Origin of the sequence: Pseudomonas lalucatii (assembly GCF_018398425.1) — a bacterium.
In the GTDB taxonomy this organism is placed as follows: Bacteria; Pseudomonadota; Gammaproteobacteria; order Pseudomonadales; family Pseudomonadaceae; genus Aquipseudomonas; species Aquipseudomonas lalucatii.
In genome coordinates this window covers 1,170,851-1,183,017 of the sequence record NZ_JADPMV010000001.1, presented here as the reverse complement: position 1 = coordinate 1,183,017, position 12,167 = coordinate 1,170,851, and the positions used below count along the sequence as shown (strand labels likewise).

12 protein-coding genes are annotated in these 12,167 nt (G+C 65.1%); 10 read left to right on the top strand and 2 right to left on the bottom strand.

The window, feature by feature from the left end:
- Window positions 1-3: 3 nt before the first annotated feature.
- The 6 genes from I0D00_RS05285 to I0D00_RS05260 all read left to right on the top strand — a co-directional run bounded on the left by I0D00_RS05285 (window position 4) and on the right by I0D00_RS05260 (window position 3,775).
- Complete coding sequence (locus tag I0D00_RS05285) at window positions 4-675, top strand: DNA-3-methyladenine glycosylase I (protein WP_213638692.1); 672 nt, start codon at window positions 4-6, stop codon at window positions 673-675.
- A gap of 17 nt (window positions 676-692) precedes the next feature.
- Window positions 693-1,460: an NAD-dependent deacylase gene (locus I0D00_RS05280; RefSeq protein ID WP_213638691.1), complete on the top strand. Its 768-nt coding sequence runs from the start codon at window positions 693-695 to the stop codon at window positions 1,458-1,460.
- 68 nt (window positions 1,461-1,528) lie between these two features.
- Window positions 1,529-2,149, top strand: a complete 621-nt coding sequence (locus I0D00_RS05275) for a C40 family peptidase (RefSeq protein ID WP_213638690.1) — start codon at window positions 1,529-1,531, stop codon at window positions 2,147-2,149.
- 82 nt (window positions 2,150-2,231) lie between these two features.
- Window positions 2,232-2,750 carry a C40 family peptidase gene (locus tag I0D00_RS05270; RefSeq protein WP_213638689.1) on the top strand — a complete coding sequence of 173 codons (519 nt, stop codon included), beginning with the start codon at window positions 2,232-2,234 and terminating at the stop codon, window positions 2,748-2,750.
- Between the two features lie 19 nt (window positions 2,751-2,769).
- Window positions 2,770-3,432, top strand: a complete 663-nt coding sequence (locus I0D00_RS05265) for an O-methyltransferase (protein WP_213638688.1) — start codon at window positions 2,770-2,772, stop codon at window positions 3,430-3,432.
- 22 nt (window positions 3,433-3,454) lie between these two features.
- Complete coding sequence (locus I0D00_RS05260) at window positions 3,455-3,775, top strand: hypothetical protein (RefSeq protein ID WP_213638687.1); 321 nt, start codon at window positions 3,455-3,457, stop codon at window positions 3,773-3,775.
- 29 nt (window positions 3,776-3,804) lie between these two features.
- Here I0D00_RS05260 and I0D00_RS05255 read toward each other — a convergent pair whose 3' ends face one another.
- Both I0D00_RS05255 and I0D00_RS05250 read right to left on the bottom strand, forming a co-directional pair.
- Window positions 3,805-4,146: a type II toxin-antitoxin system RelE/ParE family toxin gene (locus tag I0D00_RS05255; protein WP_213638686.1), complete on the bottom strand. Its 342-nt coding sequence runs from the start codon at window positions 4,144-4,146 to the stop codon at window positions 3,805-3,807.
- Window positions 4,130-4,417, bottom strand: coding sequence for a type II toxin-antitoxin system Phd/YefM family antitoxin (locus I0D00_RS05250; RefSeq protein ID WP_213638685.1), 288 nt, complete (start codon window positions 4,415-4,417; stop codon window positions 4,130-4,132). The genes I0D00_RS05255 and I0D00_RS05250 overlap by 17 nt, the downstream gene beginning before the upstream one ends.
- A gap of 235 nt (window positions 4,418-4,652) precedes the next feature.
- Between I0D00_RS05250 and hsdR the strand changes: the two genes are divergently transcribed.
- From hsdR to I0D00_RS05230, 4 genes are all read left to right on the top strand, one after another.
- Window positions 4,653-7,997, top strand: a complete 3,345-nt coding sequence (gene hsdR / locus I0D00_RS05245) for a type I restriction-modification system endonuclease (protein WP_213638684.1) — start codon at window positions 4,653-4,655, stop codon at window positions 7,995-7,997.
- 72 nt (window positions 7,998-8,069) lie between these two features.
- The gene (locus I0D00_RS05240; RefSeq protein WP_213638683.1) at window positions 8,070-9,611 is read left to right on the top strand and encodes a class I SAM-dependent DNA methyltransferase; all 1,542 of its coding nucleotides are present in this window, start codon (window positions 8,070-8,072) and stop codon (window positions 9,609-9,611) included.
- Window positions 9,604-11,037, top strand: coding sequence for a restriction endonuclease subunit S (locus tag I0D00_RS05235; RefSeq protein ID WP_213638682.1), 1,434 nt, complete (start codon window positions 9,604-9,606; stop codon window positions 11,035-11,037). Before I0D00_RS05240 ends, I0D00_RS05235 begins: the two co-directional genes overlap by 8 nt.
- Window positions 11,038-11,084: 47 nt before the next feature.
- Window positions 11,085-12,128 carry a restriction endonuclease gene (locus I0D00_RS05230; protein WP_213638681.1) on the top strand — a complete coding sequence of 348 codons (1,044 nt, stop codon included), beginning with the start codon at window positions 11,085-11,087 and terminating at the stop codon, window positions 12,126-12,128.
- Window positions 12,129-12,167 lie beyond the last annotated feature (39 nt).

The following is a 12,167-nucleotide window of genomic DNA, read 5'->3' as shown; positions in this document are numbered from 1 at the left end:
CCCATGCGCGACTATCAATGGCTGAATGAATACTGCCTGAACCGTTTCGGCTCGGCGGCGGCACTGGAGGCGATGCTGCCGCAGCCGGCCGGCGCGGACCAGCTGCGGGCGCTGAGCGACGACCGCTACCTGTCGCTGATCAGCCTGCGCATCTTCCGCGCCGGCCTCAAGCACAGCCTGGTGGACGCCAAATGGCCGGCCTTCGAGGAGGTGTTCTTCGGCTTCGACCCGGAGAAGGTGGTGCTGCTGGGCGGCGAGCGGCTGGAGCGCCTGATGCAGGATGCGCGGCTGATCCGCCACCTGGGCAAGCTCAAGAGCGTGCCGCGCAATGCCCAGTTCGTGCTGGACGTGCGGCGGGAGAAGGGCAGCTTCGGCGCCCTGATCGCCGACTGGCCGGTGACCGACATCGTCGGCCTGTGGAAGTACCTGGCCAAGCACGGTTGTCAGTTGGGCGGCTTGTCGGCGCCGCGCCTGCTGCGCATGGTCGGCAAGGACACCTTCATCCCCACCAACGACATGGTCGCGGCGCTCAAGGCCCAGGGCATAGTCGACAAGGCACCCACCAGCCTGAAGGACCTGGCCGCGGTGCAGGCCGCGTTCAACCAGTGGCAGGCCCAGAGCGGCCGGCCGCTGTGCCAGCTGTCGGTGATGCTGGCCCATACCGTCAACCACTGAGAGGGTGGACGCCTGAGATGAGACAGCAGCTCGAGCGTGTCGCCACGGCCATCGCCCGGGCCGAGCGCATCCTGGTGATCACCGGCGCCGGGCTCTCCGCCGACTCCGGGCTGCCCACCTATCGCGGCCTCGGCGGCCTGTACAACGGCCACACGGACGAGGGCCTGCCGATCGAGGCGGCGCTGTCCGGGCCCATGTTGCGGCGCGACCCGGCGCTGTGCTGGAAATACCTGGCCGAGCTGGGCAAGGCCTGCCTCGGCGCCCGGGCCAATGCCGGTCACTTCGCCCTCGCCGCACTGCAGCGGCGCAAGCCCCAGTGCTGGCTGCTGACCCAGAACATCGACGGTTACCACCGGGCTGCCGGCAGCCCGGTCGAGCGGCTGATCGAGATCCATGGCGAACTGGCGCCGCTGTATTGCCAGTCCTGCGCGGCCGAGGATGCCGAACTGGCCGAGCACCTGAGCCGGCCTCTGCCGCCGCGCTGCCGGCACTGTGGCGGCATCCTGCGCCCGCCGGTGGTGCTGTTCGAGGAAATGCTCCCGGAGGCGGCCATCGACTGCCTCTACGCCGAGCTGGCCAAGGGCTTCGAGCTGGTGCTGAGCGTCGGTACCAGCGCCAGCTTCCCCTACATCATCGAGCCGGTGCTGCGCACCCGCCAGGCCGGTGGCCTGACGGTGGAGATCAACCCGGGGCGCACCGAACTGAGCGATCTGGTCGACGTCCATCTGCAGGGGCGGGCCTTAGATGTGCTGCAGGCGCTACTGGGTCACAGTGCGCGCCCATAGAATTTGCAAATAGACCCTATTGAAGGCATAGTCGCGGCCCTATCAGAATTCCCGACACGGTCGTGCCCATGCGCAAACGCTTCGCACCCCTCGTGCCCCTCGCACTGGTTCTATTGCTCGCCGCCTGCGCCGGCCAGGCTCCGCAGACGCAATCCGCAGTGTTCGGCCCACTCAGCCAGTCGTCGACCTTCGCCTCCAGGGCGCCCCATGCCGAACCGACGGAGCAGGAGCTCGCCGAGCTCACCGATGACCAGCCCTACGAGCTGCCCCAGCTGGCCGACAGCATCCTGTCCCATGGCCTGTCGCTGGTCGGCACCCGCTACCGCTACGGCGGCAGCTCGGTGAAGTCGGGCTTCGACTGCAGCGGTTTCATCGGCTACCTGTTCAAGGAGGAGGCCGGCCTGCAGCTGCCGCGCTCCACCCGCGAGATGATCAATATCGACGCGCCGCTGGTCGAGCGCGACGAGCTGGAGCCGGGCGACCTGGTGTTCTTCAGCACCAATGGTCGCGGTCGCGTCAGCCACGCCGGCATCTACCTGGGCGATGACCAGTTCATCCATTCCGCCAGCCGCCGCAGCGGCGGGGTGCGGGTCGACAGCCTCGACGACCGCTACTGGAAACGCAGTTTCCTCGAGGCCAAGCGCGTTCTGGCCATGGCGCCGAGCGAGACGCTGGAGCGCCACCCCTGAAGCACCCGCGCGGCCTCGAGGTTGCGCGGTAAGCCTCGAGACGGCAGAGTAGGGCGCAACCAGGCCTAGGATTGCCTCGCACATGCCCGCCACGCTCCGCGTCGCCCTGTTGCTCCTCATCGCGTTGCTCGCTGCCTGCGCCGGCCATGCGCCCGCACCCAGCAGTATCCAGATACCGACCGGCAGCCCCCACGGCAGCTCCGACGACGTGCTGTTCCGTGCCCTCGGCCTGGTCGGCACGCCCTACCGCTATGGCGGCAACACCCCGGACGGCGGCTTCGACTGCAGCGGCCTGATCGGCTACGTCTACCGCGACGCCGCCGGCATCCGCCTGCCCCGTTCCACCCGCGAGCTGAGTGCCCTGCGCGCGCCGACCATCGCCAGTCGCGAGGCCCTGCAAAGCGGCGACCTGGTGTTCTTCGCCACCAATGGCGGGCGCCAGGTCAGCCATGCCGGCATCTATGTCGGCGAGGGGCGCTTCGTCCACGCGCCGTCCAGCGGCGGCACCGTGCGCCTGGACAGCCTGAGCAACAGCTACTGGCAGCGCACCTACCTCGATGCCAAGCGCGTGTTCAGCGCCGAACTGGCGCGTAATCCCTGATTCGCGAAGGGGCCCGACCATGACCAACCGCACCCTCAACCTCGACGACGACCTCTACCGTTACCTGCTGGATGTGTCCCTGCGCGAGACGCCGCTGCAGGCGCGCCTGCGCGCCGAGACCGCCCGGCTGGCCAATGCCCAGTGGCAGATCGCCCCGGAGCAGGGCCAGTTCATGGCCCTGCTGGTCAAGCTGATCGGTGCCAAGCGGCTGGTGGAGGTCGGCACCTTCACCGGCTACAGCGCCCTGTGCATGGCGGCGGCGCTGCCGGACGACGGCCGGCTGATCTGCTGCGACATCCCCGGCGACTACAACGCCGTGGCCGAGCGCTACTGGCGCGAGGCGGGTCTGGCCGGGCGCATCGAGCAGCGCCTGGCACCGGCCCTGGAGACCCTCGCCGCGCTGGAGGGCGAGGGCCTGGCGGGCAGCATCGACCTGATCTTCATCGACGCCGACAAGGCCAACTACCCGGCCTATTTCGAGCAGGCCCTGAGGTTGCTGCGTCAGGGCGGTTTGATCCTGTTCGACAACACCCTGTGGAGCGGCCGGGTGCTGGAACGCAGCCCGGACAGCGCCGACACCCGCGCCATCCAGGCGCTCAACCTGGCGCTGCGCGACGACGAACGCATCGACCTGTCGCTGCTGCCATTGGGCGACGGCCTGAGCCTGTGCCGCAAGCGCTGAGTCGACTCGAGCAGACTGCCCCATGGCCGAGCCGATCCGCCTGCCACCCCAGCCCGAGGCCTGCGAGCTCTGTGCCCGCGCTACGCCGCTGACCCGCCACCACCTGATTCCCAAGGCCCTGCACAGCAAGCCCTACGTGCAGAAGCGCTACGCCAGGAGCGAGCGCATCACCGCCACCCTCTGGGTCTGCCGGGCCTGCCACAACCAGATCCACCGGCTGTTCGGCGAGAAGGAACTGGCCCTGACCTACAACAGCCGCGAGGCGCTGCTGGGCGACGAGCGATTGCGCGTCTTCGTCGCCTGGCTGGCGGGCAAGCCTGACGGGTTCATGCCCCGGCACTGAGGTCGGCCGAGCGGCAAAGGCCGCTTTCGTCAGCGCAACAAGCAGTAATTGATGAGCTGTTCTTCGATGCTTTGGCGCTGCCGCAGAATGAGCGCGACCATCACCAACCCCGCCGCCTCGTCATACTGATAGAGGATGCGGTACTCATCCAGATTCAGTTCGCGGTAGTGAGTGATGCCCAGCAAGGCGGCCTGCTGACACACGGGTGCGGCCAGGGGGTGGGTCTTGAGGCGCTGCTCCAAGGTTTTGATCAGCTCGACCAGTTTAGTCTGTGCGCGTTGTACGCCATGGTAGGGCGTCAAATGATGGATCTGTGAAACCAGGCTTTCTTCGGCGGTGGTCGCGTAGGCGACCTTAATCGTCTTGCTCATCGAGAATGGCTCCTGCCGATCCCTCTGCCGCGGGGCTGCGCTGTTTCAAGCGTTCCAGCAGGGTGTCACCCGACATCAAGCGGCCTTCGGCCTTATCGCGCTCGGCGAAGGACAGCAGCTTGATCAGTGCTAGGGCTTCATCCCGGCGTTTGCGCTCGGCGTAAGACTCGACCACGTAGGTCGGCACGCCATTCTGGGTGATCACCATAGGCTCGCTCAGGTCCAGCGAAGCGGCATGCTGCTTCAGGTAACTGATGGTTTGGACTTTCATGGCTGTCTCCTGGTGGTGAAAGGAGCCCAGTCCTGGGGCGGAAAGGGGTCCTTCAAGAGCCTGAGGCGGTCTACTGTGTCGTCTGGGCCAGATATAGTCCGTATTCAGACTGATAGCAATGGGCTCGTTTGCAGAAGCGCTGGCATTCTGCCCTGTCTGAGGCTCTAAAAAAGTTCGCGTCTAGGTTATGGTACGGGTTCTGTTTCGGAGCCGTAGCCAGTTAAGGACGGACGTTATGACGGATCGCCAGTCCAACTTCTCCCACCTCGTTGCCCTCAGTCCCGAACTGGCCAAACTCGGCTCGCGGGCCGAGCAGTATTTCAAGGACGACCCCAATACCAGCTTGCTCAAGTCACGCCAGTTCGGTGAGCTGCTGGCCCAGGAAACGGCTGCGCGCTTTGGCCGCTACAAGGTGGAAGCCGAGCAGACCCAGCTGCAGTTGATTCAACAACTCGGCCGCCTGGGTGTGCCGCGTGCCGTGCTCGATCTGTTCCATGTGGTGCGCAAGCTCGGCAACCAGGCCAACCACCAGTTCGCCGATGACCTGCGTCTGGCACTGCAGGCGCTCAAGTTCGCCGCGCAGCTTGGCGTCTGGTTCCAGCGCACGTTCGGTCGCGAGGACCTTAACGCGGGGGCTTTCGTCATTCCTGAAGTCCCGGTAGTCATCCCCGAGGAGGTTCAGCGGGAGCTGGCCACCTTGCGCGAGCACAGGGCGCAGTTCGAGGCCCAGCTCGCGGCGGCTCAGTCCGAGGCTTGCGCGGCGAGTCTGCGCGCCCAGGCTCTGGAAGAAGAGGCCCAGCTCTGGGCGTTGCTGGCCTCCGAGGAGGAAGCCAGCAAGCAGCAACTGCAGGCCAAGCTGGCCGAACTCCAGGCACAGGGAGTCGCCGACGTCGGCTTTGCCATGCCCCATATGCAGCGTGCCTTCAAGGCAGCCGCGCAGGTCGAGATGGACGAGTCCGCCACCCGCGTGCTGATCGACGCCCAACTGGCCGCAGCCGGTTGGGAGGTCGATAGCGTCAACCTGCGATACAGCAAGGGCGCGCGCCCCGCAGCCGGTTGTTACCAGGCCATCGCCGAGTGGCCCACCGCCAATGGCCCGGCCGACTATGCGCTGTTCCATGGCCTGGAGCTGTTGGCCCTGGTGGAGGCCAAGCGCGAAAGCCGCAATGTGTCCGGCGATATCGACCAGGCCAAGCGCTACGCCCGCGGCGCGACCGCCAGAGACTGCACGTTGCCCGGCGGGCCCTGGGGCGAGTTCCAGGCGCCCTTCGTCTTCGCCAGCAACGGCCGGCCTTACCTCAAGCAGCTCGAACACCTCTCCGGCATCTGGTTCTGCGACCTGCGCCTGGCGAGCAACCTGCGCCGTGCCCTGGACGGCTGGTACAGCCCGGAAGGTTTGCGCGAGTTGCTCAAACAGGACATCCCCAGGGCCGAGACCGAGCTGCAGCAGATGCCCTTCGACTTCGGCTTCGATCTGCGCAGCTACCAGCGCAAGGCCATCGAGGCGGTAGAGGAGAACCTGCGTCAGGGTAAGCGCTACTGCCTGCTGGCCATGGCCACCGGCACCGGCAAGACCAAGACCTGCATCGCCCTGATCTACCGCCTGCTCAAGACCCGCCGCTTCCGCCGCGTGCTGTTCCTGGTCGACCGCGCCGCCCTCGGCGAGCAGGCCGCCAACAGCTTCAAGGACACCCGCGTCGACAGCCTGCTGACCTTCGCCGACGCCTTCGGCATCAAGGAAATCGACGAGGCCACGGCCGAGCCGGACACCTGCGTGCATATCGCCACGGTGCAGGGCATGGTGGCGCGTATTCTCGGCAACGAGCCGGACCAGGTGCCGCCGGTGGACGCCTACGACTGCGTGATCATCGACGAATGCCACCGCGGCTACCTGCTCGACCGCGAACTGTCGGATACCGAATTCAGCTTCCGCGACCAGCAGGACTACATCTCCAAGTACCGCAAGGTGGTCGAGCACTTCGACGCCGTGCGCATCGGCATGACCGCCACCCCGGCCCTGCACACCTCGGAAATCTTCGGCCATCCGGTGTACTTCTACAGCTACCGCGAGGCGGTGCTGGACGGCGTGCTGGTCGACTACGACCCGCCGCTGCTGATCAAGACCGAGCTGTCGGAAGCCGGCATTCACTGGCGGGCCGGGGAAAAGGTCTCGGCCTACCGCCCGGATACCCGCGAAATCGAGCTGTTCGACGCCCCCGACGAGTTGTCCTTCGAGGTCGCCGAGTTCAACAAGAAGGTCATCACCGCGCCGTTCAACGAGGCGGTCTGCGCCGAGCTGGTCAAGCACATCAACCCCTTCGGCCCGGACAAGACCCTGATCTTCTGCGTCACCGACGAGCACGCCGACCTGGTGGTGGACCGCCTGAAACAGGCCATGGCCCAGCGTTATCCCGGCGAGGTCGGCGACGACCATATCCGCAAGATCACCGGCCAGTCGGACAAACCCCTGCAGCAGATCCGCAACTACCGCAACGAGCGGCTGCCGGCCATCGCGGTGACCGTCGACCTGCTGACCACCGGCATCGACGTGCCGGCAATCTGCAACCTGGTGTTCCTGCGCAAGGTCAACAGCCGGATTCTCTTCGAGCAGATGCTCGGCCGCGCCACCCGTCGCTGCGAGGCGATCGGCAAGGAAGAGTTCCGGGTGTTCGACGCCGTCGGCACCTACAGCGACATGCTGCAGAACACCAGCATGCGCCCGGTGGTGGTCAATCCCAGCATCAGCTTCAGCCAGCTCGGCGAGGAAATGCGCCAGCAGCAGGGCGAAGAGGCCCAGGCATTGATCCGCGAGCAGTTCCTCGCCAAGTTCCAGCGCAAGGCCCGCCACCTGGACGAACGCCAGCAGGGCCTGTTGCGCGAAGGTGCCGGCATGACCCCCGAGCAGTTCGGCACCTTCCTCAAGCAGACCCCGCTGGCGCAGATCGCCCAGTGGTTCTGCGACAACCCCTGGCTGGGCGAAATGCTCGACGCCAGGTCGGGCAAGAGCCGCGACGCCATCCCCATCTCCCAGCACCCGGATCGGGTGGTGGATGTCGCGCCCTTCTTCGGCGAGGCCGGCGACTACCTGGAGCGTTTCGCCAGCTACCTCAAGGAGCACGGCAACCAGATTCCCGCCCTGCTCGCCGTGCTGCAGCGCCCGCGCGAGCTGACCCGCGCCGACCTGAAGAAGCTGGCGGTGACCCTCGACCTGGCCGGTTTCGACGAACGTTCCCTGGGTACCGCCTGGGCGCGGCGCAGCAACCAGTCCATCGCCGCCGGCATCATCGGCTTCATCCGCCAGGCGGCCCTGGGCGACCCCCTGGTGCCCTTCGAGCACCGGGTCGACCAGGCGCTCGAGCGCATCCGCCAGCGCCACCCGGAGTTCAGCGCCCTGCAGAAGCAATGGCTGGACAAGCTCGGCAAGCAGCTCAAACGCAACGTGGTGCTCGACCGCGAAGTGCTCGACAGCGGGCCGCTGGCCGAGGAGGGCGGCTTTCGCCGCATCGACCGGTTCTTCGACGGCCAGCTGCAGGAACTGCTGGCCGAGCTGAATGAGGCGGTGTGGGCACAGCCCGCCTGACAGTGATATAAGGCGCGCCAGTCCGGGCGCGCCCGCGTTCCTTTATTGCCCCGCCCAGTTGTAGAGAGCCCCATGAGCCAAGTCACCCACGATATCGTCCAGAAACTCTGGAACCTCTGCCATGTGCTGCGCAGCGACGGCGTCACCTACCACCAGTACGTCACCGAGCTGACCTACCTGCTGTTCCTCAAGATGGCCAAGGAAACCGGCCGCGAAGGCGACTTGCCGGACGGCTACCGCTGGGACGACCTGGAGGCCGCCGCCGCCCGCGCCGACCTGGACTTCTACCGCGCCCTGCTGATCCACCTCGGCAGCAAGGACAGCCAGGGCAGCGCCATCACCCGGCAGATCTTCGCCAGTGCCGGCTCCTTTATCCGCAAGCCGGCCACCCTCACCAGCCTGGTCAAGGCCATCGACGAACTGGACTGGTACTCCGCCCGCAAGGAGGGCCTGGGCGACCTCTACGAGGGCCTGCTGGAGAAGAACGCCGGCGAGACCAAGTCCGGCGCCGGCCAGTACTTCACCCCACGGCCGCTGATCGACTGCATCGTCGCCTGCGTCAAGCCGCGCCTGTTCGAGACCATCCAGGACCCGGCCGCCGGCACCGGCGGCTTCCTCATCGCCGCCAACCACTACCTGGCCGAGCATGCCGACCTGAGCGGCCTGAGCGTCGAGGAGTTCCAGCGCTACCGCCGCCAGTTCCACGGCATCGAGCTGGTGCTGGATACCCACCGCCTGGCGCTGATGAACCTGATGCTGCACAACCTGCAGTCCGACGGCGAAACCGGCGTGCGCTTCGGCGATGCCCTGTCGAAGGACGGCCAAGACCTGCCGGCGGCCGACCTGATCCTCAGCAACCCGCCCTTCGGCACCGCCAAGGGCGGCGGCCTGCCGAGCCGCGACGACCTGAACTGGCCCACCGCCAACAAGCAACTGGCCTTCCTCCAGCACATCTACCGCGGCCTCAAGCCCGGCGGCCGCGCCGCCGTGGTGCTGCCGGACAACGTGCTGTTCGAGGCCGGGGTGGGCAGCGACATCCGCCGCGACCTGCTGGACAAGTGCAACCTGCACACCCTCCTGCGCCTGCCCACCGGCATCTTCTACGCCCAGGGGGTGAAGACCAACGTGCTGTTCTTCCAGAAGGGCAGCCCCACCGACCCGCATCAGGACCGAGGCTGCACTCAGCGCACCTGGGTCTACGACCTACGCAGCAATATGCCCAGCTTCGGCAAGCGCACCCCCTTCGGCGCCGCCCAGCTCAAGGCCTTCCAGGACGCCTACGGCGACGACCCCAACGGCAACGGCCCGCGCGCCGAGAGCGTCGAGGGCATCGGCGAGTTGAGCCGTTTCCGCTGCTTCAGCCGCGAGCAGATCCGCGAACGCGGCGACTCCCTGGATATCAGCTGGCTGAAGGACGCCAGCAGCCTGGACGCCAGCGAGCTGCTGGCCCCCGAGGTGCTGGCCGGCGAGGCCATGGCCGAACTGACCGAGGCCCTGCACGAGCTGGACGAACTGATGAAGGCCCTGGGCGCGGGGGATGAGCTGGTGGCACAGAAGCAGTTGCTGGCGCAGATGCTGGGGCTGGAGATGGTGGAGGCTCAGGGGGATGAGTGAGCTGCCGAGTGGGTGGCGAATAGCTTCTTTAGGGGAAATTGGCATTGTTCAGAGTGGCATCGGATTTCCTAACCAAGAGCAAGGTCTCACAAGTGGCGATTATCCCGTATACAAGGTTGGGGATGTTTCGCGTGGGGTGTTGCAACGGAATGGCAATTTACAAGTTGCTGCAAATTATGTGACTAAGCGTACTGCTGAAAGTCTCAAAGGATTTGTTTTTCCTCATGGGTCGACCTTGTTCGCAAAGATCGGCGAAGCCCTTAAGTTGAACAGAAGGGGGTATGTTGTTCGTGCTGGGTTGGCGGATAACAATGTGATGGGCTACAAGGGTGAGCCAGGAGTTGATGATCGTTTTATTTATTATTTTTTGAAAGCACAAGATTTTTCGAGCCTCTCTCGCTCAACAACCGTGCCATCGATCAGAAAGGGGGATGTAGAGGAGGTTGTTGTCTTGCTCCCTCCTTCAGCCGAGCAAACCCGCATCGCCCAAAAGCTCGATAAGCTGCTGGCCCAGGTCGATACCCTAAAAGCCCGTATCGACGCCATCCCTGCGTTGCTTAAACGCTTTCGCCAATCCGTGCTGGCCGCCGCCGTTTCCGGGCGTCTGACGGAGCAATGGCGGGCACAGAATTCGGCAACAACGCCCGATCACGATGCCGAAATTTGGGGCTCGCAGGCTCAAGCCAATCTACGGATTGGTAATAGTGATACATCAGGCTTTGGATGGCGTGAGGTCAGCCTTGGTGAAGTATGTTCTGTAGCTACGGGGAAAACTCCAGGGCGGAAATTGGCAGAGTATTGGGATGGGGGTAATATCCCTTGGCTTACCAGTGCGGTTACTGGGTCGGAATTTTGTTCGGAAGCAGATCAGTATGTGACTGAATTGGCGGTAAAAGACTGTCTGCTTAAACTTTTTCCGCCTGGTACATTGCTCATGGCGATGTATGGCGAAGGAAAAACCAGAGGTCAGGTTACAGAGCTTAAAATCACTGCAAGCTGCAATCAGGCATGCGCGGCGATTACGGTTAATGAGGGTCTTGCTAAAAGGGAGTTTGTAAAAATTCGCTTGCAGGAGAACTATGAGGAGATTCGTAAGCAAGCAGCTGGTGGTGCTCAACCCAACCTTAACCTGAACAAAGTTCGCGAGATCGGTATTAGCTTGCCTCCACTTGACGAACAAACCGAAATAGTCCGCCGCGTCGAACAACTCTTCGCCTTCGCCGATCAGTTGGAAAGCAAGGTCCAGACCGCCCAGGCGCGTATCGACCTGCTGACCCAAAGCCTGCTGGCCAAGGCCTTCCGTGGCGAGCTGGTGCCGCAGGACCCTAACGACGAGCCGGCCAGCGTGCTGCTGGAACGCATCCGCGCCCAGCGGGCGGCGCAGCCCAAGGCGCGGCGCGGGCGCAAGGCGGCTGCGGCGAACTGATCGAGGTGCCCGTAACGGGCCGATTAACGCATTAAGGGAGTAAGGCCATGGCCGTGTGGTTGGTGCGAGCGGGTTCCGCCGGGGAGTTCGAGGACAGGTTTATCGGCGAGCGCCGCGTTTATGTGACCTGGGATGGCCTGGATGTGAACCTGGCGAGTTTGCAGCAGCGCGAGCAGGTGCAGGCGGCCCTGGCCGAGCGCTACCCGGAGGCCAAGGCCAAGACCCTGCAGAACTGGAGCAGCCAGGTCTGGCCCTTCGCCCAGCGCATGCAGGTCGGCGACTGGCTGGTGCTGCCGCTGAAGACCCAGCCGGTGATCTATATCGGCGAGATAGTCGGCGACTACCGGTTCACCGCCGAGGGCCCCGATCCCTTCTTCCATTGGCGCGCGGTCAAGTGGATCGGCGAGGCCATTCCGCGTTCGCACTTCGCCCAGGACCTGCTCTACAGCTTCGGCGCCTTTATGACCATCTGCCGCATCCAGCGCAATAACGCCGAGGGCCGGCTCAAGGCCATGGCGGCCAACGGCTGGCAGCCGGAATCCTTGCAGCAACTGGTCAAGGACGAGGCCACGGCCTCTGACGAGGTGGCGCTGGAGCAGGCGGAAACCGACCTGGAGCGCACCGGTAAGGACCATATCGTCCGCCTGATCGAGCGACGCTTCAAAGGCCACCGCCTGACCACCCTGGTGGCCGCCATCCTGCATGCCCAGGGCTTCAGCGTGTGGCAGAGCCCGGAAGGCGCCGACGGCGGCGTGGATATCCTGGCCAGCAACGGCCTGATGGGCTTCGGCGGGCAGAACCTCTGCGTGGAGGTGAAGTCCGGCACCGGCCTGATCGACCGGCCGACGGTGGACAAGTTGCTTGGCGCCATGAGCAAGTTCAACGCCGACCAGGGCCTGTTCGTCGCCTGGGGCGGTTATCGCAGCAACGTGCAGAAGGAGTTGGCCTCCAGCTTCTTCCGCCTGCGCCTGTGGAACCAGGACGACCTACTGGAGCAGCTGTTCCTGCACTACGACAAGCTGGACGAGGCGATCAAGTCCGAGCTGCCGCTCAAGCGCATCTGGACCGCGGCCCTGCCCGATGATCTATGAGCGGCGTCGGTGAATACGCGGCGGCAGTTGTCGGGGGCG